Raw genomic sequence first — 26,878 nt, 5'->3', positions numbered from 1 at the left:
CTTATGGTAACGGCGGGTGCTCCGACCGGGGCGCCCGTTAAATGTGTGCAATAGGGCACACGATACGATGTGGGAGGGCTCACGCCCGTTTAACCACAGGAGGTAATGCACATGGCTAAGCATGGTAAGAGCTATAACGCCGCTGCCGAGAAGATCGACCGCGCCACGCTCTACACCCCCCTTCAGGCTGCCAAGCTCATCAAGGAGCTCGACACCGCCAAGTTCGACGAGACCGTCGAGGCTCACTTCCGTCTGGGCATCGATACTCGTAAGGCTGACCAGAACATCCGTGGTTCCATCTCCCTGCCCCACGGCACCGGCAAGACCGTTCGTGTTGCCGTCTTCGCCGAGGGCGAGAAGGCCCGTGAGGCTGAGGCTGCCGGCGCCGACATCATCGGTTCCGACGAGCTCGTCGCCCAGATTCAGAAGGGCGAGATCAACTTCGACGCCGCTATCGCTACGCCGAACATGATGGCCAAGGTTGGCCGCATCGGTAAGATCCTTGGTCCCCGTGGCCTCATGCCGAACCCCAAGCTCGGCACCGTGACCATGGACGTCGCCAAGATGGTCTCCGAGCTCAAGGCTGGCCGCGTTGAGTACCGCGCCGACCGCTACGGCATCTGCCACGTGCCCCTGGGCAAGAAGTCCTTCTCTGAGCAGCAGCTCGTCGAGAACTACGCTGCCCTGTACACCGAGATCCTGCGCGTCAAGCCCTCTTCTGCTAAGGGCAAGTACGTCAAGTCCATCTCCGTGTCTTCCACCATGGGCCCTGGCGTCAAGGTCGATCCCGCTGTCCAGCGTGACTTCTTGGCTGAGTAACTGCTAGTTACTGCCTGAGCAAAGCAAGCATTGCTAAAGAAACCTGGTTCTGCCTCGTGCAGGACCGGGTTTCTTGCTATCGCTTCAAAAGCACCATAAAGGGGACGGTGTCCCCTTTATGGTGGTTACCAGGGTGTTCTGGCTGTTGATGACTCGATGGCATCGTGGCGCTTGAGCTCGCGGCGCATGGTTTGCGAATTGAGCCAGGCTGCCTGCCAGCCACGGATGGGGTAGCGCGTCTGGTCGAGCTCAAACTGCGTATAGCCGCAGGCGTTGATGATCGTCGTTCCACACACATGCTGCCGCTCGCGCTGAAAATCGTAACCGTAGCTTTGGTGTACATGCCCATGTACCATGTAGTCGGCTCCCCAGGACTCAAGCGCCGTGTTAAAGCACTCAAACCCTCGATGCGGTAGATCGTCCAGATCACCCATACCGGCGGCGGGCGCATGGGTAAGCAGAATGTCGCACCCGCCGACCATCCTAACCTTACGCGACAGCTTACGCATACGCTTGGACATCTCGCGTTCGGTGTACATGTTGGCGCCGTCGCGATAACGCATGGACCCGCCAAGGCCCGCAATGCGAATCCCTCGGTACGTGTACACGCTGTCTTCCACGCAGATACATCCGCCTGGTGCATGACGCGCGTAGCGGTCATCGTGATTGCCGCGAACGTAGATGAGCGGCTTGTTGATGACCGTAACCAAAAATTCAAGATAGTCCGGGTCCAGATCGCCGGCGGACAAAATCAGGTCGACACCCTCAAAGCGTTCCTTGCGAAAGCACTCCCAAAGGCATCGTTCTTCGGTATCGGCTATGGCAAGGATTTTCATAGGGCAGGGACTTTCGGCTCATCGTCGAGCTGCGGAATGGTGCCTACCACGTTGTCCGCCAGCCAATTCATCTCGACAATCTGTGTGCTCGGCAGCGGAGGGAAGCCTTCAATCTGTACCACGCCGTTCTGGCTATGGAGCTCGCCGCCAAAGGGGTTGATGGATCCCTCAACAATGCCGTTGCGGAGCAACTGCACGAGTTTGCGCGTTTGGTAGGGTAGGCCCGGAGCGTAACGGATGTCGATAACGCCGGAGCTCATGCCATACCAGTAGTTGACAGCGCGCACTTGGTTGTCGTCGCTGGTCTCGTCCCACGTGCCGTGAAGAAGGCTGCGAACGATGAGCTCGTAGTAACGGCCCCAGTTCCATACGGGCATGGCGATGCCGGTGACTTTGCCGTCGACCAAGCGGTGAAGCCCGTAGGCCGTTGGGTCTTCGAGCGACTTTGACATGTCAGCGCCGGTCATGACGCTTACGCCTTCGCGGCACATGGCTTCGGCAAGACCACCGGCGGGAACATCGCCCCAGGTGAGGATGACCTGCGCGCGCGGGTCGAGCAGCGAGGCGCCAATCGCAAAGGCGTTGATCTCGCTGAGTGCGCCCGAGGCGAAGACCGACGCGTGGTAACCGATGCGGTGGTTGTCCGCCATGCTGGCCGCAAGGGCGCCCAGCAGAAACTTGGCCTCGTACATCTTGCCAAAGTACGAGCGGACGCTTTGATGGGGAAGGCCGATAGAGCAGTTGAGGAACCGAACCCGGGGATACTCAACGGCAGCCCTGAGCGTGTATTCCATCAGGCGGTGCGAGGTCGAGAAGATGACGTTTGCTCCATGTTTGACAGCCGTTTCCACGGCGGCGTAGAACACATCCGGATCGTGACAGTCCTCGAACGCCTCGGTGCGCACGATACCGCCAAAGTGCTCATCGAGATACTGACGCCCTTGGTCGTGCAGGCTGTCCCAGCTCGACGTCGCACAGGGGAACTCATGGATAAAGGCGATGCGCAGGGGGTTGGCCGTCGAGTAGACGGTCTTGCCCATAAAGAAGTTGAGCACGCCAGAGGTGGACTTGGCGGGCGTCTCCTCCTCGTCGACGCTCGGTGCTTCGACAAGATCGACCTTGTCCTCGTCATTTTTGCCGGCAATGACCAGCTCGCGCCAGATCTTGCACAGGCGGTTTACGACGATATCCGTCGGCGTATCCAGCAGGCGGTCCTGGTTGTACACATTGAGGTAGACGAGCATGGCGTCGGCGGGCGTAATGTCCAGGTGATCGCCGCCTGCGCGAAGGTAGGCACGCTTAAAGAGCAGGAAAGTGTGGCGCAGGTAGTCGACCTTTTTCTGCGGCCATTTTTCGATAAGGTTCTTACCGAGCATCTTCGCGAGCGTTTCGTAGCTTCCCTCACGCGAGAACTCGATCTCGTATAGGGGGCAGACGCGCCAAAACGCGCAGAACTCGCCGTACAGGCGGCTTTCGACGGAATCCCATTTGCCGGGGTAGAGACGGGTGACCTTGGCCGAAACCGTCGGGGCGTCTAGGAATTTGAGGACACTGACGCGTTTGTTGCCTTCCTGGACATAGAACCGATGCATGAACTCGGTGACGATGATGGGGTCGCGATAGCCCTCGGTTACCTGGATATCGTAGAGGTTGGACCACTTGCGGGCGAACTCGGTGCTAAACGGAAGCAGGGGCATAAAGTTACACGAAAAGGCGGACTGACGGCCCTTGGTGACCGTGCCGACGACCATTTCGAGCGGAATATCCCTTAGGCCGACATTCTCTCGCTGACCTAAGGGGAGCTGGGCAACCAGGCTATCGAGGTCCGTAAGGTATGGATGCTCGCTTTGGCTGATGGCGCGACGGCGTCCCTGCTCGCCGCGCTTGCGTGCTTGACGATAGGCCTCTTCCATGATGTTGCTCCCTTAGTCGTTTAAACAACTATATAAACCATGGTACCACGAATGAAAACCACCACAAAGGTGCCTGTCCCCTTTGTGGTGGTTTAGGCGATGATGGGGGCGATGGCGCGGATGCAGGCGTCGGCAGCGGTGAAAGTGGTGCTGTCGTCGCTGACGATAAAGATGATCTTTCCTTTGATGCCAAAGTCGCCGATTTCGCTAAAGAGCACGTAGGGCTCTTTGTCAAAGCCCGAGATGGGCGAGACGGCCGTTTTGGTTGCGCTCGTGAGCTCGTCTGCCAGCGCGTCAAGGGAAGCCCACTTAGACGTGTCCTTTACGGCAACGGGCACGGCCACGCGTCCAAAGGGCATCAAATGCACGAGCGTGTTCTTGGAGATGTTGGAGTTGGGCACAATGATGGTCTGTCCACAGGCATCCTCAATCGTTGTATGGCGCCAAGTGATGTCTTGGACCACGCCCGACACACCGCCGACCTCGATATTGTCGCCGGGCTTGATGATGCCCATAAAGGTCACTTGCATGCCGCCGATAAGGTTTGAGAGCGTGTCCTGAAAGCCGAGCGAGATGGCGATGCCGCCGACGCCAAGGGCGGCGACGAGCGCGTTTGTGTTAATGCCAAAGCAGTTATCGAGGATAAAGCTGCCGCCAATCATCCAGATGACGGCGCGCGCGATGTTGATGAAGATACTCGATGCCGGAAGCGGGTTATCGTCTCGGTTAAGCAGATGGTTCAGGGTCTTGGATACGACCTTGGCGGCGACGGCGGTGCCTATCGCCAAGATGACGGCCCAGATGATGTTGTGGACCCACCGTTGCTCAAAGAAATGAAGAATCGGCTCAAACAATTCCATGTAGGGAAAACCTCCTTATGATCGTCCAACCATGATACCCACCAAGAAGCCCGTCCGATCAAATTCGGACGGGCCGATAACTTGAGATGGGGTGGCCGCGGTGGCGTAAGCTGGGGCGCCGGCGAGCACGCCGGCAAGGAGTGCGGCGGTCAAGGCGAGACGGGGAAGAGAGCTTCTCGTGGCAGTTTCCTTAGTCCTTAACCAGTAGTTCCTGCTGACGCTGGATTATCGACATAATATGCGAAAACCGCCGCAAGGGCGCCTGTCCCTTAGCGGCGGTTTTGACGTTTGCGAGGATAAAACCTGCCAAAATAAACCTGTCCCTTTTTGGTAGGTTTAGCTTAGCAGCATGCGGTCGTTGGCGAGCCCGCCGCCCGAGACCTCCTCGAACTTCTGGAGCAGGTCGGCGACGGTGAGTGACTTTTTCTCGTCGCCGGCCACGTCGTAGATCACATGGCCCTCGTGCATCATGATCAGACGGTTGCCCAGACGGATGGCGTCGTTCATGTTATGCGTGACCATGAGCGTGGTCAGGTGGTTCTCGTCGACGATCTCCTCGGTCAGGTTAAGCACCTTAGAGGCCGTCTTGGGGTCGAGGGCCGCGGTGTGCTCGTCGAGCAGCAGCAGGCGCGGCCTGGTGAGCGTGGCCATCAGCAGGGTGAGTGCCTGGCGCTGGCCACCCGAGAGCAGGCCGACCTTGGCGTTGAGACGCGTGTCCAGACCAAGGTCCAGGCGCTTGAGCAGCTCGACGTACTCATCTTTCTCGGCCTTGGTGACGCCCCACGAAAGGCCGCGACGCTGGCCACGACGCTTGGCGAGGGCCAGGTTCTCGGCGATCTGCATGTCGGCAGCGGTACCGCGCATGGGGTCCTGAAACACGCGGCCCAGGTACTTGGCGCGCTGCGACTCGCTCAGGCGCGAGATGTCGGTGCCGTCGAGCTCAATAACGCCCGAATCGAGCGGGTACACGCCGGCGATCATGTTGAGCAGCGTGGACTTGCCGGCGCCGTTGCCGCCGATCACGGTTACAAAGTCGCCGTCATTCAGGGTGAGGTCGACGCCGGTGAGTGCGCGCTTCTCGGTGACGGTGCCCTTGTTAAAGGTCTTCTTGACGTGCGAGAGCTTAAGCATCTGCCTCATCTCCCCTCGTATAGGAGCTGCGGAGCTTGTAGCGCTCCCAAACCACGGGCACGCACAGGGCCACGGCAACGATCACGGCGGAGAGCAGCTTCATGTCGTTGGCATCCATGCCCAGCTGCAGCACGATGGCGCGGATCAGGAAGTAAACCACGGAGCCAAAGACGGCAGAGGCCAGGCGGACGGAGAACTGCGTCAGACCGCCGGGCAGCAGGCGGCCGAGCACCTCACCGATTACAATGGCGGCAAGGCCGATGACGATGGCGCCGGTGCCCATGCCAATGTCGGCATACTTCTGGCTCTGGCAGATGAGCGCGCCCGAAAGGCCGATGAGGGCGTTGGAGAGCACAAGGGCGATCATCTTGGTGGAGTTGGTGTTGACGCCCAGGGCGCGGATCATGTACTCGTTGTTGCCGGTGGCGCGCAGTGCGGAGCCGATCTCGGTACCAAAGAACCAGTACAGGATGACAACGATCGCCACGGCCAACACGATGCCCAGGATGATGGCAACGGTGGACTGCGGCAGACCGGTCATATTGCTGACGGCCGAGAAGATGGTGCCCTTGGCAAGGATGGGCGTGTTGGACTTGCCCATGATGCGCAGGTTGATGGACCACAGGCTGATCTGGGTGAGGATTCCGGCGAGGATCGCGGGAATCTCGAAGACGGTGGTCAAAATGCCCGTGACGGCGCCCGCGATGGCGCCGGCGCACATGCCGGCCAGCACGGCGAGCAGCGGATCGACGTTGTTATTGACGATGAGTACGGCGCAGACACAGCCGCCGAGGGCAAAGCTGCCGTCGCAGGTCATATCGGGAATGTCGAGCAGGCGGAACGTGATAAACACGCCAAGCACCATAATGCCCCAGAGGACGCCCTGCGAAACGGCGCCCTGCAATGCAATGAGCATGCTTCATACCTCCTAGAATAGGGTGGATACGTGATTTTCCATAATAGCGGTAACAATGCATAGAAGAGTTACGGACAGACGTTTTGTTTTACCTGAAACAAGCAGGGCGGACGCCGGTCTACAGCGCCCGCCCCTGTGGCTCAGATATTGAATAACGCGGCTAAAGCGCGAGCACGGGCTCTAGACGCATGCCGCGTATGGCATTACGCGTCCAGGGCGGAAAGGTCGATGCCCAGGGCCTCGGCCATTTCGTCGTTCTTGACGACGACCAGGTCCTTGCTCGAGAGGTGCTTGATCGGCATATCTTCGGGCTTGGCCTCGCCCTTCAGGATCTTAACGGCCATCTCGCCCGCGGCGTAGCCCAGGTCCTCATAGTTGATGGAGAGGGTGAACAGGCCGCCGGCCATGCACATACCCTCCTCGCCAGTCACGAAGGGAAGCTTGTTTTCCTTGCAGATCTGGCCGACCTGCGAGGCACCCGCGGCGATGGTGTTGTCGGTGGGGGAGTACAGCGCGTCGACCTTGCCCACGGCAGACTCGACGACGGACTGAATCTCGTTGGAGCTCGAGACGGTGAAGTCGGTGTACTCGAGGCCCAGCTTGTCGAGCTCCTTCTTGGCGGCCTTGATCTGGACGTCGGAGTTGGACTCGGCGGTGCAGTAGAGCAGGCCGACCTTTTTAACGTCGGGCAGGACCTTCTGCATCATCTCGAGCTGCTCGGCGACCGGGGTGAGGTCGGAAGCGCCCGTGACGTTGGTGCCGGGCTTGTCGTTGTCCTGGACCAGGCCGGAGGCGGCGTAGTCGGTGATGGCGCAGCCCACGATGGGGATATCGGCCGTGGCGCCGGCGGCAGCCTGCGCGGCGGGCGTGGCGATGGCATAAATCAGGTTGACGTTGTCGCCCACAAACTTGTCGGCAATGGACTTACACGTGGACTGGTCGTTCTGGGCGTTCTTCTGGTCGATCTTGACCTTAAGGCCGTTCTTCTTGATGGCCTTGACGAAGCCGTCGTTGGCGGCATCGAGTGCGGAGTGCTCGGTGAGCTGCAGAACGCCGATGGTGTAGTCGGAACCGGCGGCAGCAGAGCCGGAACCAGAGTTGCCGCTGCATCCGGCGAGCGGGGCGAGTGCGAGCAGGCCGGCGGAGACCAGAAGGCTCCTGCGGCTGATGGTGATGTCCTTCATATCATTACCCCCAGTATAAAAATGGCTGGAAACACTGCACTGGGACAAAGTGCAAGTGGAACTATAGTAGCGCTGATGTCCATTTTTACAACAGCCTGGCGGGTTTTTTAATACAGAATCGGATGGGCGGTACGGGTAGTCGAATGGGCGGCGGAGGGTCTTATGCGGCGGAGGAGGCGTCGTCTTCGTCTAGGGCGGCGAAGAGCTTCTTGCCGTCGAGCAGGCGCGTGCTGACGTTTCTCATACGGGCGATCTCGACGGTGCGCAGCGTATCGTCGGTGCCTCGGGCGTCGTAGACCGTTCCCAGCAGATACGAGATGCCATCGCGCTGCCTGATGGCAAAGGGACGGAGTGTCATCCGTGCTGCTTCGGTTTCGCCGCGTGTCGTGACGCTCGAAATATCAAAACTCACCGTGGTTCCGTGGTCGATGGCCTGCTCGACGAGCTCGCACGTGTCGATGCGCTTGATGGGCGCGCGCGTTGCCTTGGTAGCCTTGCTGCCTGCGCTTGGAGCGGGTTCGGGTGTATCGAGGTAGCCGCGAACGTCGGCACTCGCCATGGCAACTAAGTGCTGCGCCATGCTCTTGCGGATAGCGATAGGCGTGGAGCGGTTGCGCATGACCATACCGTGGAGCCGGATGATCTCTTCATCGGTGAGCGGGCGGGTAAGAAGTTTGTAGCCCACGCCGCGTTTGTACTCAATTTCGTATCCGGCATGGCGAAGCGCGGAGATGGCGGTGTAGATGCTGCGCCGCGCCGCCGAGATGGGCATGCGGGCGGGGTCGTCGGGATGGGCGAGGCGCCGGATCAACTCATCGGAAAGCATGGCCTTGTCCTCGCCGGTGTTTTCGCTTAATAGTTGCAGGATGCGAACGGCGCGATAGGCTGCCATCGAGGCGGCGCCTCTCGTCGTGGTGTCGTAGGTTTCAACAGCGGCTTCGGTCATGGTGCCCACGTCCTTTCCGTTTTGGGTGGCGACGGTATGGAGCCTAGGACGCGGGGCTTTCTCAGGGGCGCAGGGCGCTCTGGGCGGTCGGTAGTCGTCGGCAAACGGCGGGTCGAGTTTTCAACAGCCCTGCTCAACTGACCAAAACCTTGCCAAAAGCTTGACGGATGCTGTTGAAAAAAGCGCCTCTCGACCGATGTCGAGAGGCGCTTGTGCGATGAGCGTTGGCGTGTGGCGACGCGAGCTAGCGTCCGACGATTAGAAGTCGGCGTTGCCCACGGTGCGCGGGTGCGGCAGGACGTCGCGGATGTTGCCCACGCCGGTCAGATACATGACCAAGCGCTCGAAGCCCAGACCGTAGCCGGCGTGCTTGCAGGAACCGTAGCGGCGCAGGTCAAGGTAGTACTTGTACTGCTCGGGATTCATGCCCAGGTCCTTGATGCGGGCCTCGAGCAGATCCAGGCGCTCCTCGCGCTGGGAGCCGCCGATAATCTCGCCGATACCGGGAACCAGGCAGTCGGCGGCGGCGACGGTCTTGCCGTCTTCGTTCATGCGCATGTAGAACGCCTTGATCTCGGCCGGGTAGTCGGTCACGAAGGTCGGGCGCTTAAAGTGCTCCTCGGTCAGGAAGCGCTCGTGCTCGGTCTGCAGGTCGATGCCCCAGCTCACGGGATAGTCAAACTTGTGACCGGCGGCGACGGCCTGCTCCAAGATTTCGACGGCCTCGGTATAGGTGACGCGGGCGAAGTCGGAGTTGGCGACATGGTCCAGGCGCTCGAGCAGACCCTTGTCCACAAACTTGTTGAGCATATTGAGCTCGTCGGGGCAGGTGGCCATAACGTCCTTGAGGACGTACTTGAGCATGGCCTCGGCGTTGTCCATGTAGTCGTTGAGGTCGGCGAAGGCCATCTCGGGCTCGATCATCCAAAACTCGGCGGCGTGGCGCGTGGTGTTGGAGTTTTCGGCGCGGAAGGTGGGGCCAAAGGTGTACACGTCGCCAAAGGCCATGGCAAAGTTCTCGGCGTTGAGCTGGCCGGACACGGTGAGGCTTGCATGCTTGCCAAAGAAGTCCTGGCTCCAGTCGACCTCGCCAGACTCGGTGAGGGGCGGATTTTTGGGGTCGAGCGTGGTCACGCGGAACATCTCGCCGGCGCCCTCGCAGTCACTCGTGGTGATGATGGGGGTGTTGACGTAGACAAAGCCCTGCTCCTGGAAGAAGCGGTGGATGGCGGCAGCCGCGACAGAGCGGATGCGGAACACGGCGCGGAACAGGTTGGTGCGCGGGCGCAGATGCTGCTGGGTGCGCAGGAACTCGACGGTTGCGCGCTTCTTCTGCAGCGGGTAATCCGGGGCGCTCGTGCCCTCGACCTCGATGGAGGTGGCAGAAAGCTCGAAAGGCTGGGGCGCATCGGGGGTCAGCTTGACGGTGCCGGTGCAAATGAGTGCGGCCGAGACGTTTTGATGGGCGATCTCGTCGTAGTTGTCGAGTGCCTCGCGGTTCATGACGACCTGCAGGTCGCGGAAGCAGCTGCCGTCGTTGAGCGTAACAAAGCCAAAGTTCTTCATGTCGCGGACGGACTTGACCCAGCCGGCGACGGTGACGGTCTGGCCGCCGAGCGACTCGGCATCGGCATAGAGCTGCGCGATTTTGGTGCGGTTCACGTATCCTCCCATAACGGTTGAATGATAGTTATCCATACAGTTCGATATTCTAGCAGCTCGGCTCATTTGAGCTATACAGATAAAGCATTGGCGGGATGGTTTTTCAAACGAAAAGCGCCCGCGGCCAAATGGTCGCGGGCGCTTGACGAGGTGCCTTTTGGCTGTGTGGCGTGGGGCCTGGCTACTTGGTCTTGGCAACCAACAGCGGGTCGCCAAGCTTGACGAGCGGGTTGCCGCCGATAAGCGTTCCAGACTCGCCGACATGGTCGATGCTCTTAAGACGATCGAGCTCGGAGACGATGACGGTCACGATGTCCTCGTGACCAGCGGCCTTAATGGCCTCGCGGTCGAAGCTGATGAGCGGCTGGCCTGCCTTGACCACATCGCCCATCTCGACAAAGCGGGCAAAACCCTTGCCGTTCATTTCCACGGTGCCCAGGCCAACATGGATGAACACGCGCAGGCCGTCCTCGGTGATCATGCCGATGGAGTGGTTGGTGACAGTGGTGGCACCGATGCGGCCGTTGGCGGGCGCATAGATGGTGCCGGTAATGGGCTCGATGCCATAGCCCTGGCCAAGCATGCCCGAGGCGATCGTCTCGTCGGGAACCTCGTTCAGGTTGACGAGCACGCCGTTGACGGGGGCATAGATGACGCCTTCGCGGGTAGCGAAGCTTGCTGCGGGCGGAACGGACGCCTCGCCGGTCGAGGTGAAGGTGGACTTAAGCGAATCGAGCAGACCCATAGTTGCCTCCAACTTAAATAGGCGCATATCGCGCGTTTGGTTTGCCGGAAACGTTTCATATGTGTTTCGCGGCTTGGTCAACGCCCCTATTCTACGCTGCTCAAAGATACCTCTGAACTGGGATTATGTGATATATCAGTTGAAGGGAAACTTATTGCCGGAGTGTTTCTGCGCCACGGGTTCAAGTGGGGTACGCTTGAAGGCGAAAAACAAGGGCGCATAATTTGCGCGAAGGGAGCACATATGATTGTCGAGAACCATGCGCTGTGGGGCGAGGAGCCGACCGAGGATTATCCGGCGACGTTTACGTATTTGGGTGCCGAGCCGTTGCCCGATAAACCGAATGGCCGCCGCCCCGCGGTGATTGTCTGTGGCGGAGGTGCGTTTACGCATATCGCTCCGCATGAGCAGGATCCTGTGGCGTTTGCGTTTTTGGATCACGGTTACCAGGCCTTTGTGCTCAACTATGTCACGAGTTCTACGGGTGACGTGAGCTTTCCGCACCCCCAGGCAGATCTTGCCAAGATGGTTGCCACGGTGCGCGCCAACGCCGACGAGTGGCATGTCGATCCTAAGCGCGTGTGCGTCGTGGGCTTTTCTGCTGGCGGCATGATTTGCGCCTCGCTGGCAACACAGTGGAAGACCGGCCCCTTTGCGGCACTTGCCGGGGCGCGTCCGGACGACATTCGTCCCGATGCCGTGGTGCTGGGCTATCCATTGCTCGACTTTGCCTATGTGCGCGACATGCAGACGCGCGATCCGCGCATTGACTTGCGTGTGCCCAAGACGGGCGGCAAGACGGGGCGCGATTTGCTCAACGACTACCTGTCGATGGTGACGGGCGGCGAGGCAACTGACGAGCATCTGGCCGACATCTGCCCCACCACGCATGTTTCGCGTCAGATGCCACCGACCTTTGTGTGGGGCGTGTCCGACGACAAGACGGCGCCGATCGCGCAGGTCTATCCGTTTGCCCAACGCATGGCAGAGGAGGGCGTCCCTTGCGAGATGCACGTGTTTGACCAAGGTGGTCACGGCCTTTCGCTCGGCAACGCCAACACCGCGGTCGACAACGAGGACAAGCAGGTGGCGGTCCGTCCCTGGATCCGCCTAGCCTTTCGCTTCCTGGAGCGCCATCTGTAAGAGTAAGAGGGCCAGCCCCATCCCGTCCCTCATAACTTGCGGTGAAATAGTTCCTGTTTTTGCTGGTTAAAGCCCCAAACAGGAACTATTCCACCGCAACTTCGTTTTGATCTGTTGGAGACGGAGGAAAATGGATCATTTTGTCGAGGGAGCGGGCGGCTGTTTCTGCTCCCGCGGGAAACCACGTCCCGTTTGGGAAATCGTGACCCGTTTTGGGCGCAGATTCCGGGTCGCAGTTTCCCCGAGGGGCTCGATCGGGAAATTGCATCCCAGTCTGAATGCCGATTCCGGGCTGCAGTTTCCGCTAGATGCCTCAACCGGAAAGCCCATCCCGTTTACGTGTTCCGGAGTGGGATGCGGTTTCCGCAGCAGGCCCGTCTGGGAAGCAATGGCCCAGAATTCCCATCGCAGCGATCTGTCGATTGAACGTCGTTGTGTGCTCACGCTATCATGTAAGCTTAAAATTGGTTAGCCATGGCAAACGGTTAGCCATGGTGAACATAAATACAACGCCCTGTGGGCGCCGGGGGAGGAACACGGACGTGAAGCTCGATGCACTCGAGATTGGAAAGGACGCCGTTGTCGCATCGGTGGCATCGGACGATCAGGCACTCCGACAGCATATTTTGGACATGGGTCTAACGCCGGGCACCGAAGTCACCATGATGAAGTACGCCCCCATGGGCGACCCGCTCGAGATTCGCCTGCGCGGCTACGAGCTGACGCTGCGCAAGGACGATGCCGCACGCATCGAGCTCGTGGATGTGCACGATACCGATACCGGCCCGCGCGTTAACGCCGCAATCGGCACGACGGAGCATCCGGCTCTGGGCGAGGGGACGTATTCGCCCCGCGCCGCGAAGACGGCCGTGCCCGAGGGCGCGCCACTGCATTTTGCCCTCGCTGGCAACCAAAACTGCGGCAAGACCACGCTGTTCAACCAGCTGACGGGTTCCAACCAGCACGTCGGTAACTTTCCCGGTGTGACGGTCGATCGCAAGGACGGCACTATTCGTAACCACCCCGAGGCGAGCGTTACCGACCTGCCTGGTATTTATTCGCTGTCGCCGTACACAGGTGAAGAGGTCGTGAGCCGTCAGTTCATCCTCGACGAGCGCCCGGACGCCATCATCGATATCATCGACGCTACCAACATCGAGCGCAATCTGTACCTGACGTTGCAGCTTATGGAGCTTGACCGCCCCATGGTCATCGCGCTCAACATGATGGACGAGGTGACGGCCAACGGCGGCGCCGTAGACGTCAACCTGCTCGAGAGCCTGTTGGGCGTGCCTGTTGTCCCCATTAGCGCTGCCCGCAACGAGGGCATCGGCGAGCTGGTGGATCATGCCTTGCACGTGGCGCGGTTCCGCGAGCGCCCCGGTCGCCTGGACTTCTGTGCGCCCGACGGTCCGGACGGCGGTGCGCTGCATCGCTGCATCCACGGCATCGCCAATCTGATTGAGGATCACGCCACAACGGCGCACATTCCGGTGCGTTTTGCGGCGACCAAGCTGGTTGAGGGCGACGAGCTGGTGACCGAGGCGCTTCACCTGGATCGCAATGAGCTCGACGCTATCGAGCACATCATTACCCAGATGGAGGGCGAGGCCGGCACCGACCGCCTATCTGCGCTGGCCGATATGCGTTTTAGCTTTATCGGCGACGTGTGCGGGCGTTGCGTCGTCAAGCCGCACGAGAGCCGCGAGCATGTGCGCTCCGTCAAGATTGACCGCATCCTGACAGGTCGTTACACAGCCATTCCGGCGTTTTTGGTGATCATGGGCCTCGTCTTTTGGCTGACGTTTGGCGTGATCGGCGCGGCGTTGCAGGGACTTATGGAGGACGGTATCGCTGCCGTCATCGCCTCGGCCGATGCGGGCCTCAAGGCGTTCGGCACCAACGACGTAGTGCGTTCGCTGGCTGTCGACGGCGTGCTTACGGGTGTGGGCAGCGTGCTGACCTTCCTGCCGATTATCGTCGTGCTCTTTTTGTTCCTCTCCATTCTGGAAGACTCGGGCTACATGGCGCGCGTCGCGTTTGTCATGGATAAGGTGCTGCGTCGCTTTGGCCTGTCGGGCCGTAGCTTTGTGCCCATGCTCGTCGGTTTTGGCTGCACCGTGCCGGCTATCATGTCGACCCGTACGCTCCCATCCGAGCACGACCGCAAGATGACGGTCATGCTCACGCCGTTTATGAGCTGCTCAGCCAAGTTGCCGGTTTACGGCTTGCTGTGCGGGGCGTTTTTCCCGCAGGCGACGGTTCCCGCCATGGTCTCACTCTATCTGATCGGTATCGTGGTCGGCTGCATCGCGGCTTTGGTGCTCAACCGCACGGCATTTAAGGGCGACCCGGTGCCGTTTATCATGGAGCTCCCCAATTACCGCCTGCCGAGCGTCAAGACGACGGTGATGCTGGCATGGGATAAGGCCAAGGACTTTATCACCAAGGCCTTTACCATTATCTTTGCCGCTACGGTGGTCATCTGGTTCCTGCAGACGTTCGATATCCGCTTTAACGTGGTCGCCGACCAGTCGCAAAGCCTGCTTGCCGGTCTGGGCAGCATCATCGCTCCGCTGCTGGCGCCGCTCGGTTTTGGCGATTGGCGTGCATCCACGGCGCTCGTCACCGGACTTATTGCCAAGGAGAGTGTCATCTCGACCCTCACGGTGCTTTTGGGCGCAACCTCCCCCGCGGCACTGTCGACCATGTTTTCGCCGTTTACCGCCTACGTGTTCTTGGTCTTTACGTTGCTGTACCCGCCCTGCGTGGCGGCAATCGGCGCCGTCAAGAGCGAGCTGGGCGCGCGCTACGCCGTTGCCGTGTTCGCGTTTCAAGTGACGGTCGCCTGGATCGTGGCGTTTGTCGTGCATTCGGCGGGCATGTTGCTGGGGTTGGCTTAGCTATTTATTGACGGCGCAACCTCTGTGTATTGAGTTGATTGCGGCCCTGCATCTGTACTGACGGATGCGGGGCCGTTGCTATATAATCGCCCACCGCCCAAGACAATCGGAGAGGTTTCCTACATGACTCAGGCAAGACAAGATGGCATCTCGCTCAAGCAGTGGCTCCCGCTTATCGGGCTCGCCTGTTGCGCGTTCGTATTCAACACGTCGGAGTTCATGCCCATCGGTCTTCTGACTGATATTGCCGCATCGTTCTCGCTCACCGAGGCCCAGGCAGGCATCATGATCTCGGTCTACGCCTGGGGCGTCATGCTGCTGTCGCTGCCGCTCATGGTGTTTGCCTCACGTTTTGAGTTCAAGCGGATGCTGCTGGGCGTGCTCGCCGTGTTCTCGCTCGGCCAGTTCCTGTCCGCCTTGGCGCCATCCTATCCCATTTTGGTTTGTGCGCGCCTGGTGGTCGCCTGTGCACATGCCGTGTTCTGGTCGGTCGCCTCGATCATGGCGTCGCGTCTGGTTGACACGCGCCATGGGGCGCTCGCCATCAGCATGATCGCCACAGGCTCATCCATCGCGCAGATCTTTGGTCTGCCGCTCGGCCGCGCCATTGGCTTGGCCGTGGGCTGGCGCATGACGTTTGCCGTGGTCGGGGGCCTCTCAGCCATCGCGGTCGTCTACCAGGCAGCGGTGTTCCCGGCCATGCCGGCGGGTGAGCGCTTTACCGTCAAACAGCTGCCCGAGCTGCTCAAGAACCCGCTCCTCATCGCGCTCTACGCAGTCACGGTCTTCATGGCGACCGGCTATTACGCAAGCTACAGCTATATCGAGCCCTTCCTGGCGCAGGTCGCGCACGTCGATGCGGGCGCCATCACCATGACGCTGACGGCGTTTGGCTGTTCCGGCTTGGTGGGCAGCTGGCTGTTCAGCCGCCTGTTCGACGGGCACCGTTTTCCGTTCCTTGCTATCACGCTCTCCGGCGTGCCGGTGGCCCTGCTGCTCATGGGGCCGGCCGCATCGTCGCTCGTGACAGTGCTTGCCGTCTGCGCACTGTGGGGTTGCTGCGCCACGGCCTTTAACGTGGCGTTTCAGGCCGAGCTCATCAAGTACACGCCCGCGGATTCGTCGGCTGTCGCCATGTCGATCTTCTCGGGTCTGTTCAATCTGGGTATCGGCACGGGCACCGCAATCGGCGGCGCCGTGGTTTCGGGTCCCGGTATCGCTTGGATCGGCTTCGTGGGCGGGGCGATTGCCGTCGTGGGCGTCATCCTCGCCATCACCGTGCTGTTTCCGGCCATCCGCCGCGCCAAGCCCGTCGCCTAATCACGTCCCCTCATCAGTTGCGGTGGAATAGTTCCTGTTTAAGGCCTCTGAAGGTCCAAGCAGGAACTATTCCACCGCAACTTATTTTGGGGAAGAGGATACGAGCTGGGCATACAATGGATGCCGTTATGTTGAGCTTACCGGGAGGTTGCTATGTGGGCATACGAGACGACGTTCTACCAGATTTATCCGCTGGGCTTTTGCGGAGCTCCGCGCGAGAATGCCGCACCCGTTGCCGAGGACGAACTCTCTCAAGCTGCCGGCACTGCACCCAGCCCCGATGCCCCCATCATGAAGATTGCCCAATGGGCCGACTACCTGCAGGAACTCGGCGTTGGCACTGTGCTCATCAACCCGCCGCTCGAATCTGATAGCCACGGCTACGATACACGCAGCCTGCGCCACATCGACCGCCGCCTGGGTGGGGACGCCGACTTTGCCGCCGTATGCGACACGCTGCATGCCCATGGCATCCGCGTGGTGCTCGATGCCGTATTCAACCACGTCGGCCGAGGTTTTTGGGCCTTTCGCGATGTGCAGGAGCGTAAGTGGGACTCGCCGTACAAGGACTGGTTCCACATTAGCTTTGATGGCGACTCCTGCTACGGCGACGGCTTTTGGTACGAGGGTTGGGAAGGCCATTTTGAGCTCGTGAAGCTCAACTTGCAAAACCCTGCCGTGGTCAATTACCTGCTTGAGTCCGCGCACCGCTGGGCCGAGGTCTTTGGCGTCGACGGCCTGCGCCTGGACGTTGCCTATATGCTCGACCGCGACTTTATGCGCCGCCTGCACGTCTTTACCCGTGAGCTCAAGCCCGACTTTGTGCTGATCGGCGAGACGCTCCACGGCGACTACAACCAAATCGTCAACGACGAGATGCTCGACTCCTGCACCAACTACGAGTGCTACAAGGGCCTGTACTCCAGCTTTAACTCGGTCAACATGTTCGAGATCGCCCATTCGCTGCACCGCCAGTTTGGCGGCGATCCGTGGTGCATCTACCGCGGCAAACATCTGCTGTCGTTTGTCGACAACCACGATGTGCCGCGCCTGGCAAGTATCCTCACCGACAAGTCGTGTCTGCGTCCCGCCTATGGCATGCTCTTTGGCATGCCGGGCATCCCGTGCGTCTACTATGGCAGCGAGTGGGGAATTGCTGGTGAAAAGGGCGGCCCCGATGGCGACTGGGCGCTGCGCCCTGCGCTCGATGAGCCTGCGCCCAATGAGCTGACGGCGTTCATCACGCAACTCGCACACCTTCGCTCGGCCGACGACGCGGCTGCCCGTGCTCTCAACTACGGTGCCTATCGCAACGTAGTGATCCAGAACAAGCAGCTGCTGTTCGAGCGCGCCTGTGACGGCGCGACGGTACTCGTGGCGGTGAATGCCGTGGGTGAGCCTTACACCTTTGGCGCCGGCGAGCTCAACGGGTCCTTTGTCGACCTGCTTGCCGACGGCGTGCCCACGGTCGAGCTGACAGGCTCCCTTGAACTTGCGCCCTATGAGGTGCGTTATCTGCTGAGGGCCTAATTCATGACTGCGCCGGACGAGGGCTATCAGCATATTGAGCATGGGTTTGAGCCCGTGTTTGACGAGCGCTCGCGCGTTTTGGTGCTGGGGTCGTTTCCCTCGGTGCTCTCGCGTGCCAATGCCTTCTACTATGGCAATCCGCAGAACCGCTTTTGGCGCGTGATGGCCGCGTGCCTTGGTGCGCCCGTGCCGCCCAACGAGGGAGACTCTTTGGCGAGCGGCGAGCCCGTGACGCTTGACGCCTCGATTACCGCCAAGCGGGCTATGCTGCTGAACGGCGGCGTGGCCCTGTGGGACGTGATCGAGAGCTGCGACATTAAGGGCTCGAGCGATGCGAGCATTCGTAACGTTGTGCCGGCACATATCGAGCGCATTACCGGCGCAGCTCCCATTGAGCAGGTGATATGCAACGGTGGTACAGCTGGCCGGCTCTACAAGCGCTATCTACAAGAGCGCACCGGGCTGCCGGCCATCGTTCTGCCGTCGACAAGTCCCGCCAATGCGGCGTGGCGTCTGGAACGCCTTGTCGAGCGCTGGAGTGAAGCCGTTGATTGGCAGGCTTTTTCGATTTAGCAGTTTGAGTGCTCGGCAAGATGCCTCATAACGGCGTGCCAGATCGGTGTGGGCAGCGCAGACGTGGCGCGCGCCATGCCGTCGGTGTCGACGCCACCCGTTGCGGCGCCACCGAGCTTCTGCGCGTGTTCGACGGAACACCCCATGCGAACGGCGCCCACGAGCTTGTCCATCGCTTCCGAAAACGGTCGCCGCAAGAGGCCCATGCGCGGGGAGCGACGAAGCGCTGCGATGCCGCTGCCGGCGCAGATGGCAACGCCGCCACACCACAATTGGTCATGGCGCTCACATGCCTTGTGCAGGCGAACGGCGGTCCCACGCGCCTGCTCAGTGCTCTCTTGTGCGGCTCGAATCGCGGCATAGACGCGCGTTCCCGTACTGCCAAAGCGCTCAAGCGCCTGCTCGATGGCTGTCAACGTCTCATCGTCAGCCACATCTTCAATGGCCAGCACGATGCCATCGGCAACGCTGCCGGCGTCATTTGCCTTCAAGTCGACCGGGCGGGGGAGTGCGGTGCCGGAAAGCTGTGCATAGGCGGCGATGGCATCCTGCAGGTCCCAGAGCAAAAACTCAAGATCGGCACTATTGGGAATGCTGATATACGCAATGGTTTGCAGCGTTTTTGGTACATCGCTGCGCGCGGTCGGCTCCATGCTGCCTCCTTTCCGGTTGGTTTCCGTTTAGGTTACACCGTCCGGCGGCGCCCCGCCGCGCTATCCTAGTGCAACCCTTACGAAAGGAACGCCATGCGACTGCCCATGAATACCTCGCTTGCCACGCTCAAGCCCTCCGGTATCCGCCGAATCAACGCGCTCGCCGCCCAGCACCCGGGGTGCATCGCGCTTGCGCTTGGCGAGCCCGATTTTCCCACGCCCGATGTGATTAGCGCCGAGGTGACCGCCGCACTGGACCGCGGTGACACGCACTATCCGCCCAACAACGGGCGCCCCGCCCTGCGTGAGGCGTTATCTGCCTACATGGGGGACGCGGGCCTTACGTTTTCCGCCGATGAGGTCATCCTGACCGACGGTGCGACCGAGGCACTGTCGGCAACATTCATGGCTATGCTCAACCCCGGCGACGAGGTCATTATCCCCACGCCGGCCTTTGGCCTGTACGAAAGCATCGTCGTGGCCAACCACGCCAAAGCAGTCTATTTGGATACGGAGCCTGCGCAATTTCAGATTGACGAGGATGCGCTTCGTGCTTGCGTGACGCCGGCGACCAAGGCCATCGTCATCTGCTCGCCCAACAATCCTACGGGTTGCATCCTCAACGCGGCATCGCTCGACGCCGTGGCGCGCGTGGCAGAGCAGGCGGGCATCTACGTGGTCTGCGACGACGTATACAACCGCCTGGTTTATGTGGATGGCTACGAGCGCTTTGCCCAGCGTCACCCGGAGCTGCGCGAGCAGACGGTCGTCATCGAGAGCTTTTCCAAGCCCTGGGCCATGACCGGCTGGCGCTTGGGCTGGCTCGCGGCGGCAACCCCCGTCATCGCCGAGATCGCAAAGGCCCACCAATACTTAGTATCGAGTGCTGTCTCCTTCGAAATGGACGCCGCAGCCCGAGCCCTCACCGTCGACCCCACCCCCATGCTCGAAGTCTACCGAGCTCGTCGCGAACGCGTACTCGCAGCCTTAGACGCCATGGGCCTCGACGTAGTAGAGCCCGCAGGAGCCTTCTACACTTTCCCGAGCATCAAAAAGTTCGGCCTAACCAGCGAAGACTTCTGCATCAAAGCCATCAAAGAGGCAAACGTAGCCCTAGTCCCGGGCGACTGTTTCGGAACCGAAGGCCACATCCGCCTAAGCTACTGCGTCTCCGACAAAGACCTAGACGAAGGCCTCCACCGCCTGTCCACCTTCATTTCGACCTTATAGTCCTCAGGGACGCAACACATCAGCCCACCGACCCAAGCATTATGAGCGGGGCGCGCCGGCCAACGGCAACCCTGGCTGTCCCAAAGTCAACACAGGTCGCGCCGCCAAAGGCCAGGCGCAAGCTTTTCGTAGATTCCGCACGAGCCGAAGAGCACTAAATGTGCTCTTCGTGCGAGCCCAGGACCTGACCGAGCGAAAAGCTTGCGCCTGGCCTTTGGCGGTGCGACCGAGATGGTGGAATTGTGTGCAGCCAGGGTTGCCGTTGACCGACGCCGGGGTCCCCGCCATAATACTTTTGGTTCACGCACGAATCCGCTGCCAGAGACAGCCGGCGCAAACGGGCCTTACCCGCGAGCTTAATGGGACTTCCCGCCAGCCGAGGTGGTCGAGTAGATATGTCTTCTCGCCCCCGTCGCTCATGCAGCGCGGGGGCTTTCTTTTTGGACATGCCCCCGTCACGTCCTTGTGGCGGACCGTGCCCGGAAAGAATTCGAGGAGGTGTAATTCATGCCCCAGCAGTACAAAATCGACAAGGTTGCAGAGATCGAGTCCCGTATCGCCGAGAACGCCGGTCTGTTCGTCGTCAACTACAACGGTCTGACGGTTAAGCAGGCTCAGGAGCTGCGTCATCAGCTTCGCGAGTGCGGCGCCGAGATGAAGGTCTACAAGAACAACCTGGTCAAGATCGCCCTCAAGAACCAGGAGCAGCCCGAGCTCGACGAGATTCTCGCCGGCCCCGTCGCTTATGTGTTCTACGAGTCCGAGCCGGTCGAGGCCGCTAAGGCCCTTAAGGACTTCTCCGCTAAGTCCAAGGGCGTCCTTGAGATCAAGGGCGGTATCTCCGACGGCAAGGCCGTTTCCGCTGATGATGTTAAGGCTATCGCCGAGCTGCCCACCAAGGATCAGCTTCTCGGCCAGATCGCCGGTCTCATCTCCGGTTTCGCTCGCGACATCGCTGTCTGCGTCAACGGCGTTTCCTCTGGTCTCGCTCGTTCGATCCAGCAGGTCTCCGAGCAGAAGGCAGCCTAGTTGCTGTTTTCACCCGCGGCGGCAACGCCGCACCCCTGGCGCATTCGCGCCGTGTTTTAACTGATCTCCGTGCATCCGCACGGAAACCGAAAGGACTTAGAAATGGCTAAGCTTACCACCGATGAGATCATCGATGCTCTTAAGGAAATGACCCTTCTCGAGGCTTCCGAGCTCGTCAAGGCTATCGAGGACACCTTCGGCGTTTCCGCCGCTGCTCCTGCCGCTGTTGTCGCCGCTCCCGCTGCTGGCGCTGCTGAGGCCGAGGAGAAGACCGAGTTTGACGTCGTGCTCGAGGGCTTCGGCGACAACAAGATCCAGGTCATCAAGGCCGTCCGTGAGCTCACCAACCTTGGCCTGAAGGAGGCCAAGGAGGTCGTCGAGGGCGCTCCCAAGGCTGTTCTCGAGGGTGCCAAGAAGGAGGACGCCGAGGCTGCCAAGGAGAAGCTCGAGGCTGCTGGCGCTGCTGTCACCCTCAAGTAATCAGGCTTTCTCACCAGATTTCTTTGCAGACGGGGTTCGCATTGCGAGCCCCGTCTTTTTTGTTTTTCGGTCCCTCGACATCGGTAGCTCAAACTGCCATGTTCTGTGATTTGCGTCGTATCGGGCACCCTGCCGTTGGGCAATAAAATTGCACCATTCGAGCAATAATTTGCGTTGACCTGCTGAAGAATTGTCTCTGCCTTGTAGCGACATATAGTTCCAGCGGTAAGATGCTTAGATATCGCAATTTGGTCTGCGGCTGTGTGCCGCACGCATGGGGCGCTTTTGCGCCTGCGAAAGGATCTTTGAATAACATGAAGGCAATCATCCCCGCCGCCGGTCTTGGCACGCGTTTTCTGCCTGGCACCAAGTGCACGCCCAAAGAGATGCTGCCGGTGCTCGACAAGCCCGTCATTCAGTACGTCGTCGAGGAGGCGCTCGACCCCGAGGAAGTCGACGACGCCATCATCGTTACTTCTCCCGGTAAGCCCGAGCTACTGAACTACTTCCAGCCCGATCGCTCGCTCGAGAACCTGCTGCGTGAGCGCGGCAAGAACGCCTATGCCGACGCCGTCGCCCACGCTGGCGGTATGCCGGTCGACTTCCGCTATCAGTACGAGCCCAAGGGCCTCGGCCATGCTATTCGCTCTGCTGCCGACGCCGTGGCAGGGGAGAACTTCCTGGTTCTTCTGGGCGACTACGTTGTGCCTAACCGTGATATCTGCGACAAGATGCTTGCCGTTTCCAAGGAGCACGGTGGCGCTTCGGTTATCGCCGTCGCTGCTTGCTCGCCCGAGGAAGTCAGCCGCTACGGCGTTATCGCCGGCGAGCGCGTTGGTTCGCTCGAGGGCGCCGAGGGCGTTGCCGATGCCGAGCCGGGCGCTGTCTGGCGCATCGGCGGTCTGGTCGAGAAGCCCGCTCCCGAGGCGGCTCCGTCCAACCTTTACATCGTCGGTCGCTACCTGCTGAGCCCGCTGGTCATGGACCTTCTTGCCGACCAGCAGGCCGGTAAGGGCGGCGAGATCCAGCTGACCGACGCCATGGCCCGTTCGCTCGACCGCGAGGCCATGTATGCCGTCGTCATCGACCCGCTGTCGGGCTACGACACCGGTACTCCCTCTGGCTGGATGGCCACCAACGCCCTCATGGCTGCAAGCGATCCCCGCTTTGCCGATGCCTTCTGGGATGCCATCGACGAGCGCGGCGGATTGATGCGCAAGTAAACCTTCGGACATCGACATTTACGGGCGCGGACCTCGGTTCGCGCCCGTTTTTTTATAAGAGCTGCGATTGTTGGCTCTCTGTTCACAGAAATTATATGAACAGATGTTCGGTATACCACTATCTACCTGCGCATTTTCTGTCGAAAAACTTTGCTACTCCAAAAACTCAATCGCGTCAAGGCTTTTCTTGCTCAACGGTCGGTACCTGATAAACTATTAGGTTGCGATAACTGGCGAAGCTATGCCTCGCCAATCCACCGAGCATTTCCGTGAAGGAGGAAAAACCTGGTGACCTACGCATACACTGCCACTGAGCGCAAGCGCGTCAGCTTCGGGAAAATCCCGGAGGCCATGGAGCTCCCCAACCTTATCTCTGTTCAAAGGGAATCCTTTGAGCGTTTTAAGGACGAGGGCCTTCGTGAGGCGTTCAAGGAATCCAGCCCCATCCAGAGCCAGAACCATGTTCTCGAGGTTACCTTCGGCGAGCATCAGTTCGGCGACCCCGCGCACACCGTCGAGGAGTGCCGCGAGAAGGATATGACCTATCAGGCTCCGCTTCTGACCGACGTCCGTCTCACCAACAAGGAGACCGGCGAGATCAAGGAGCAGCTCGTCTTTATGGGCGACTTCCCCATGATGACCGATCAGGGCACCTTCATCATCAACGGTACCGAGCGTATCGTCGTCTCGCAGCTCGTCCGTTCCCCGGGTGTGTACTACAGCTCCGAGATGGATTCGGGCAAGCAGATCTACAAGGTCCAGATCATCCCGTCCCGCGGTGCCTGGCTCGAGTTTGAGGTCGACAAGCGCGACCAGCTCATGGTCTCCATCGACCGCAAGCGCAAGCAGAGTGCCACGATGTTCCTGCGCGCCCTTGGCATTGCCGTCACCAACGACGACATCATCGAGCTTCTCGGCAACTCCGATGTGATCAAGCGCACCCTGGAGCGCGACACCGCCCTCACCCGCGAGGATGCCCTTATCGAGATCTACCGTCGTCTGCGCCCGGGCGAGCCTCCCACCGTGGACGCTTCCCGCAGCCTGCTCGAGGGCCTGCTCTTCAACCCGCAGCGCTACGATCTGGCCCGCGTCGGTCGTTACAAGGTTAACAAGAAGCTCAACCTCACCACCGAGGAAGAGGTCACGGTGCTCACCGACGAGGATATCGTCGCGACGCTGCGCTACCTGCTGTCCCTCGCTGCCGGCGAGCAGGGCTTCAAGGTCGACGACATCGATCACTTTGGCAACCGCCGCATCCGCACCGTCGGCGAGCTCGTCGCCAACCAGTTCCGTATCGGCATGAGCCGTATGGAGCGCGTCGTCCGTGAGCGCATGAGCTCCCAGGACATCGACGAGATCACCCCGCAGTCGCTCATCAACATCCGTCCGATCGTGGCCTCCATCAAGGAGTTCTTCGGTTCCTCGCAGCTCTCGCAGTTCATGGACCAGGCGAACCCCCTGACCGGTCTGACCCACAAGCGCCGTCTGTCCGCACTCGGCCCTGGTGGTCTTGCCGGCCACAAGTCCGGCTCCAGCCGCCGCACCAACGTGCCGACGGCCGTCCGCGACGTTCACAATTCGCACTACAGCCGCATGTGCCCGATCGAGACCCCCGAAGGCCCCAACATCGGCCTAATCGGCTCGCTCGCCCTCTACGCCCGCGTCAACGAGTACGGCTTCATCGAGGCTCCGTTCCGTCGCGTCGAGAACGGCGTTGCCACCGACCAGATCGACTGGATGACCGCTGACGAGGAAGAGAAGCACGTCATCGCGCCGGCCAACACGCCGCTCGATCCCAAGACCAACGAGTTCATCACGACCGATGCCGAGGGCAAGCTTGTCCGCCCGCACACCGTGATCGCCCGTACCCGCGACTTCGACGGCTCCTTCGGCGCTCCCGCCGACGTGCCCGTCGAGGACGTCGACTACATGGACGTCTCGCCGCGTCAGATGCTCTCCGTCGCAGCCACGCTGATCCCGTTCCTCGAGCACGACGACGCCAAGCGTACGCTGATGGGCGCCAACATGCAGCGTCAGGCCGTGCCGCTGGTTCACCCTGCCGCTCCCTATGTCGGTACCGGCATGGAGCGTCGCGCCGCTCTGGACTCTGGCGAGGTCACCCTGGCCAAGAACGCCGGCGAGGTCATCTTTGCTGACGCCGCCAAGATCATCGTCAAGCATGCCGGCGGCATGGACGAGTATCACCTGGCCAAGTACCAGCGCTCCAACCAGTCCACCTGCATCAACCACCGTCCGCTCGTGCGCGTCGGTGACACCGTTGAGCAGGGCGAGCCCCTGGCTGACGGTCCTTCGACCGATCATGGCGAGCTCGCACTGGGCCAGAACCTCACCGTGGCATACATGCCGTGGGAAGGCTTTAACTACGAGGACGGTATCGTCGTGTCCGAGCGCCTGGTGGCCGAGGACCTGCTGACGACCATCAACATCACCCGTCACGAGATCGATGCCCGCGACACCAAGCTCGGCCCCGAGGAGATCACCCGCGAGATCCCGAACCTCTCCGAGGACATGCTTGCCAACCTCGACGAGGACGGCATCATCCGCATCGGCGCTGAGGTCGGCCCTGGCGACATCCTGGTCGGCAAGGTCACGCCTAAGGGCGAGAGCGCTCTGACCGCCGAGGAGCGCCTGCTGCGCGCCATCTTCGGTGCCAAGGCCCACGACGTCCGCGATACCTCCCTTAAGATGCCTCACGGCGCTTACGGCCGCGTCATCGACGTCGTCCGCTTTAGCCGCGAGAACGGCGACGATCTGGCTCCCGGCGTCAACGAGCAGGTGCGCGTCTACGTCGCCCAGCGCCGTAAGATCCAGCAGGGCGATAAGATCGCCGGCCGCCACGGCAACAAGGGTGTTATCTGTAACGTTCTGCCGGTCGAGGACATGCCCTACATGGCTGACGGTACCCCGATCGACGTTATCCTCAACCCGCTGGGCGTTCCTTCGCGTATGAACGTCGGCCAGCTGCTCGAGTGCCACCTTGGCTGGGCTGCTGCCTGCGGTTGGGATACCGAGCAGGCCGACTCCGACAAGTACGTCCCCGGTCCGTTCTTCACCGCGACGCCCGTCTTCGACGGCGCCAAGGAGGACGAGATCGCCGAGGTCATCCGTCGTGCCAACAAGAACATGCTCAACAAGGCCACCGCTGCCTTTGGCGATCACATGCGTCCCGAGTTCGTCACCCAGCTTGACGAGCGCGGCAAGACCCGCCTGTTCGACGGCCGCACCGGCGAGGAGTTCCGCGAGCCCATTACCGTGGGTACGTCCTACATCCTCAAGCTCGGCCACATGGTCGACGACAAGATCCACGCCCGTTCGACCGGCCCTTACAGCCTGGTTACCCAGCAGCCTCTGGGCGGCAAGGCTCAGTTCGGCGGCCAGCGCTTCGGCGAGATGGAAGTTTGGGCACTGTACGCATACGGTGCTTCCAACGTCCTGCAGGAGATCCTGACCGTCAAGTCCGACGATACCGTGGGCCGCGTCAAGACCTACGAGTCCATCGTCAAGGGCGAGAACGTCCCGGTTCCGGGTATCCCCGAGTCCTTCAAGGTTCTCGTCAAGGAGATCCGTTCCCTCGCACTGGACATCGAGCCCATGCACGATGCCGACGAGGACGCCTCCGCCCCTGTGACCGCCGAGGAGACCTCTGCTCTCGACGACCTGGCTGCGCTCGCCGGCGTTGACGCCGACGTCGAGGCCCAGGATGCCGAGACCGCCGAGGCACCCGAGGCTGTCGCCGCCACGACCACTGATAAGGAGTAGTT

General features: G+C 60.8%; 21 protein-coding genes. 11 read left to right on the top strand and 10 right to left on the bottom strand.

Annotation, left to right across the window (positions count from 1 at the left end; translation table 11 throughout):
• Positions 1-111 precede the first annotated feature (111 nt).
• On the top strand, positions 112-819 hold the full coding sequence (rplA, locus tag ARB25_RS00980) for a 50S ribosomal protein L1 (RefSeq protein ID WP_022093892.1): 708 nt from the start codon (positions 112-114) through the stop codon (positions 817-819).
• 125 nt (positions 820-944) lie between these two features.
• Here the strand turns inward: rplA and ARB25_RS00975 are convergent, their stop codons facing one another.
• The 9 genes from ARB25_RS00975 to ARB25_RS00935 form a co-directional block, all read right to left on the bottom strand.
• Positions 945-1,655, bottom strand: a complete 711-nt coding sequence (locus ARB25_RS00975) for a metallophosphoesterase family protein (RefSeq protein WP_006234987.1) — start codon at positions 1,653-1,655, stop codon at positions 945-947.
• Entirely contained in the window at positions 1,652-3,568 is a 1,917-nt protein-coding gene (locus tag ARB25_RS00970) for a BMP family ABC transporter substrate-binding protein (protein WP_055285216.1), read from the bottom strand. The genes ARB25_RS00975 and ARB25_RS00970 overlap by 4 nt, the downstream gene beginning before the upstream one ends.
• A gap of 92 nt (positions 3,569-3,660) precedes the next feature.
• Positions 3,661-4,428: a mechanosensitive ion channel family protein gene (locus ARB25_RS00965; RefSeq protein WP_055285215.1), complete on the bottom strand. Its 768-nt coding sequence runs from the start codon at positions 4,426-4,428 to the stop codon at positions 3,661-3,663.
• A 336-nt stretch (positions 4,429-4,764) separates the two neighbouring features.
• Positions 4,765-5,559 (bottom strand): ABC transporter ATP-binding protein, encoded by a 795-nt coding sequence (locus tag ARB25_RS00960; RefSeq protein WP_055285214.1) that lies wholly within the window; start codon positions 5,557-5,559, stop codon positions 4,765-4,767.
• Positions 5,552-6,475, bottom strand: a complete 924-nt coding sequence (locus ARB25_RS00955) for an ABC transporter permease (protein ID WP_055285213.1) — start codon at positions 6,473-6,475, stop codon at positions 5,552-5,554. The genes ARB25_RS00960 and ARB25_RS00955 overlap by 8 nt, the downstream gene beginning before the upstream one ends.
• A 203-nt stretch (positions 6,476-6,678) precedes the next feature.
• Positions 6,679-7,659 (bottom strand): ABC transporter substrate-binding protein, encoded by a 981-nt coding sequence (locus ARB25_RS00950; protein ID WP_055285212.1) that lies wholly within the window; start codon positions 7,657-7,659, stop codon positions 6,679-6,681.
• A gap of 160 nt (positions 7,660-7,819) precedes the next feature.
• The gene (locus ARB25_RS00945; RefSeq protein ID WP_055285211.1) at positions 7,820-8,605 is read right to left on the bottom strand and encodes a hypothetical protein; all 786 of its coding nucleotides are present in this window, start codon (positions 8,603-8,605) and stop codon (positions 7,820-7,822) included.
• A 258-nt stretch (positions 8,606-8,863) separates the two neighbouring features.
• The gene (asnS, locus tag ARB25_RS00940; protein WP_055285210.1) at positions 8,864-10,267 is read right to left on the bottom strand and encodes an asparagine--tRNA ligase; all 1,404 of its coding nucleotides are present in this window, start codon (positions 10,265-10,267) and stop codon (positions 8,864-8,866) included.
• Positions 10,268-10,448: 181 nt separating this feature from the next.
• Complete coding sequence (locus ARB25_RS00935) at positions 10,449-11,012, bottom strand: PTS sugar transporter subunit IIA (RefSeq protein WP_040359007.1); 564 nt, start codon at positions 11,010-11,012, stop codon at positions 10,449-10,451.
• 243 nt (positions 11,013-11,255) lie between these two features.
• Here ARB25_RS00935 and ARB25_RS00930 point away from each other — a divergent pair, with 243 nt between their 5' ends.
• The 5 genes from ARB25_RS00930 to ARB25_RS00910 all read left to right on the top strand — a co-directional run bounded on the left by ARB25_RS00930 (position 11,256) and on the right by ARB25_RS00910 (position 18,481).
• Positions 11,256-12,155 carry an alpha/beta hydrolase gene (locus tag ARB25_RS00930; protein WP_055285209.1) on the top strand — a complete coding sequence of 300 codons (900 nt, stop codon included), beginning with the start codon at positions 11,256-11,258 and terminating at the stop codon, positions 12,153-12,155.
• 491 nt (positions 12,156-12,646) lie between these two features.
• Positions 12,647-15,058, top strand: a complete 2,412-nt coding sequence (gene feoB, locus ARB25_RS00925; protein WP_082421799.1) for a ferrous iron transport protein B — start codon at positions 12,647-12,649, stop codon at positions 15,056-15,058.
• Positions 15,059-15,181: 123 nt separating this feature from the next.
• Positions 15,182-16,378 (top strand): MFS transporter, encoded by a 1,197-nt coding sequence (locus tag ARB25_RS00920; RefSeq protein WP_055285207.1) that lies wholly within the window; start codon positions 15,182-15,184, stop codon positions 16,376-16,378.
• Between the two features lie 153 nt (positions 16,379-16,531).
• A complete protein-coding gene (locus ARB25_RS00915) occupies positions 16,532-17,908 on the top strand; it encodes an alpha-amylase family glycosyl hydrolase (protein WP_055285206.1) in 1,377 nt (458 codons plus the stop codon).
• A gap of 3 nt (positions 17,909-17,911) precedes the next feature.
• Positions 17,912-18,481, top strand: a complete 570-nt coding sequence (locus tag ARB25_RS00910) for a DNA-deoxyinosine glycosylase (protein WP_055285205.1) — start codon at positions 17,912-17,914, stop codon at positions 18,479-18,481.
• Here the strand turns inward: ARB25_RS00910 and ARB25_RS00905 are convergent.
• Positions 18,478-19,134, bottom strand: coding sequence for a hypothetical protein (locus ARB25_RS00905; RefSeq protein ID WP_055285204.1), 657 nt, complete (start codon positions 19,132-19,134; stop codon positions 18,478-18,480). The two genes, ARB25_RS00910 and ARB25_RS00905, sit on opposite strands and share 4 nt — an antisense overlap.
• Positions 19,135-19,227: 93 nt before the next feature.
• On the opposite strand from ARB25_RS00905, the gene ARB25_RS00900 reads away from it, so the two are divergent.
• The 5 genes from ARB25_RS00900 (at position 19,228) to rpoB (ending at position 26,876) form a co-directional block, all read left to right on the top strand.
• Positions 19,228-20,364 carry a pyridoxal phosphate-dependent aminotransferase gene (locus ARB25_RS00900; RefSeq protein ID WP_055285203.1) on the top strand — a complete coding sequence of 379 codons (1,137 nt, stop codon included), beginning with the start codon at positions 19,228-19,230 and terminating at the stop codon, positions 20,362-20,364.
• Between the two features lie 507 nt (positions 20,365-20,871).
• Positions 20,872-21,393 carry a 50S ribosomal protein L10 gene (gene rplJ, locus ARB25_RS00895; protein ID WP_006235004.1) on the top strand — a complete coding sequence of 174 codons (522 nt, stop codon included), beginning with the start codon at positions 20,872-20,874 and terminating at the stop codon, positions 21,391-21,393.
• A 102-nt stretch (positions 21,394-21,495) separates the two neighbouring features.
• Entirely contained in the window at positions 21,496-21,873 is a 378-nt protein-coding gene (gene rplL / locus ARB25_RS00890) for a 50S ribosomal protein L7/L12 (RefSeq protein WP_006235005.1), read from the top strand.
• Between the two features lie 314 nt (positions 21,874-22,187).
• On the top strand, positions 22,188-23,096 hold the full coding sequence (locus ARB25_RS00885) for a UTP--glucose-1-phosphate uridylyltransferase (RefSeq protein ID WP_055285202.1): 909 nt from the start codon (positions 22,188-22,190) through the stop codon (positions 23,094-23,096).
• 288 nt (positions 23,097-23,384) lie between these two features.
• Positions 23,385-26,876 carry a DNA-directed RNA polymerase subunit beta gene (gene rpoB, locus ARB25_RS00880; RefSeq protein ID WP_301280522.1) on the top strand — a complete coding sequence of 1,164 codons (3,492 nt, stop codon included), beginning with the start codon at positions 23,385-23,387 and terminating at the stop codon, positions 26,874-26,876.
• Positions 26,877-26,878 lie beyond the last annotated feature (2 nt).

This window comes from Collinsella aerofaciens, assembly GCF_001405375.1.
GTDB classification, from domain to species: Bacteria; Actinomycetota; Coriobacteriia; order Coriobacteriales; family Coriobacteriaceae; genus Collinsella; species Collinsella aerofaciens_F.
This window is presented reverse-complemented; position numbering and strand designations above follow the sequence as displayed.

Bases quoted from the DNA above. Each gene is read 5' to 3' on its own strand.
- rplA (WP_022093892.1), top strand. From the start codon at position 112: ATGGCTAAGCATGGTAAGAGCTATAACGCCGCTGCCGAGAAGATCGAC.
- ARB25_RS00975 (WP_006234987.1), bottom strand. From the start codon at position 1,655: ATGAAAATCCTTGCCATAGCCGATACCGAAGAACGATGCCTTTGGGAG.
- ARB25_RS00970 (WP_055285216.1), bottom strand. From the start codon at position 3,568: ATGGAAGAGGCCTATCGTCAAGCACGCAAGCGCGGCGAGCAGGGACGC.
- ARB25_RS00965 (WP_055285215.1), bottom strand. From the start codon at position 4,428: ATGGAATTGTTTGAGCCGATTCTTCATTTCTTTGAGCAACGGTGGGTC.
- ARB25_RS00960 (WP_055285214.1), bottom strand. From the start codon at position 5,559: ATGCTTAAGCTCTCGCACGTCAAGAAGACCTTTAACAAGGGCACCGTC.
- ARB25_RS00955 (WP_055285213.1), bottom strand. From the start codon at position 6,475: ATGCTCATTGCATTGCAGGGCGCCGTTTCGCAGGGCGTCCTCTGGGGC.
- ARB25_RS00950 (WP_055285212.1), bottom strand. From the start codon at position 7,659: ATGAAGGACATCACCATCAGCCGCAGGAGCCTTCTGGTCTCCGCCGGC.
- ARB25_RS00945 (WP_055285211.1), bottom strand. From the start codon at position 8,605: ATGACCGAAGCCGCTGTTGAAACCTACGACACCACGACGAGAGGCGCC.
- ARB25_RS00935 (WP_040359007.1), bottom strand. From the start codon at position 11,012: ATGGGTCTGCTCGATTCGCTTAAGTCCACCTTCACCTCGACCGGCGAG.
- ARB25_RS00930 (WP_055285209.1), top strand. From the start codon at position 11,256: ATGATTGTCGAGAACCATGCGCTGTGGGGCGAGGAGCCGACCGAGGAT.
- feoB (WP_082421799.1), top strand. From the start codon at position 12,647: ATGGTGAACATAAATACAACGCCCTGTGGGCGCCGGGGGAGGAACACG.
- ARB25_RS00920 (WP_055285207.1), top strand. From the start codon at position 15,182: ATGACTCAGGCAAGACAAGATGGCATCTCGCTCAAGCAGTGGCTCCCG.
- ARB25_RS00915 (WP_055285206.1), top strand. From the start codon at position 16,532: ATGTGGGCATACGAGACGACGTTCTACCAGATTTATCCGCTGGGCTTT.
- ARB25_RS00910 (WP_055285205.1), top strand. From the start codon at position 17,912: ATGACTGCGCCGGACGAGGGCTATCAGCATATTGAGCATGGGTTTGAG.
- ARB25_RS00905 (WP_055285204.1), bottom strand. From the start codon at position 19,134: ATGGAGCCGACCGCGCGCAGCGATGTACCAAAAACGCTGCAAACCATT.
- ARB25_RS00900 (WP_055285203.1), top strand. From the start codon at position 19,228: ATGCGACTGCCCATGAATACCTCGCTTGCCACGCTCAAGCCCTCCGGT.
- rplJ (WP_006235004.1), top strand. From the start codon at position 20,872: ATGCCCCAGCAGTACAAAATCGACAAGGTTGCAGAGATCGAGTCCCGT.
- rplL (WP_006235005.1), top strand. From the start codon at position 21,496: ATGGCTAAGCTTACCACCGATGAGATCATCGATGCTCTTAAGGAAATG.
- ARB25_RS00885 (WP_055285202.1), top strand. From the start codon at position 22,188: ATGAAGGCAATCATCCCCGCCGCCGGTCTTGGCACGCGTTTTCTGCCT.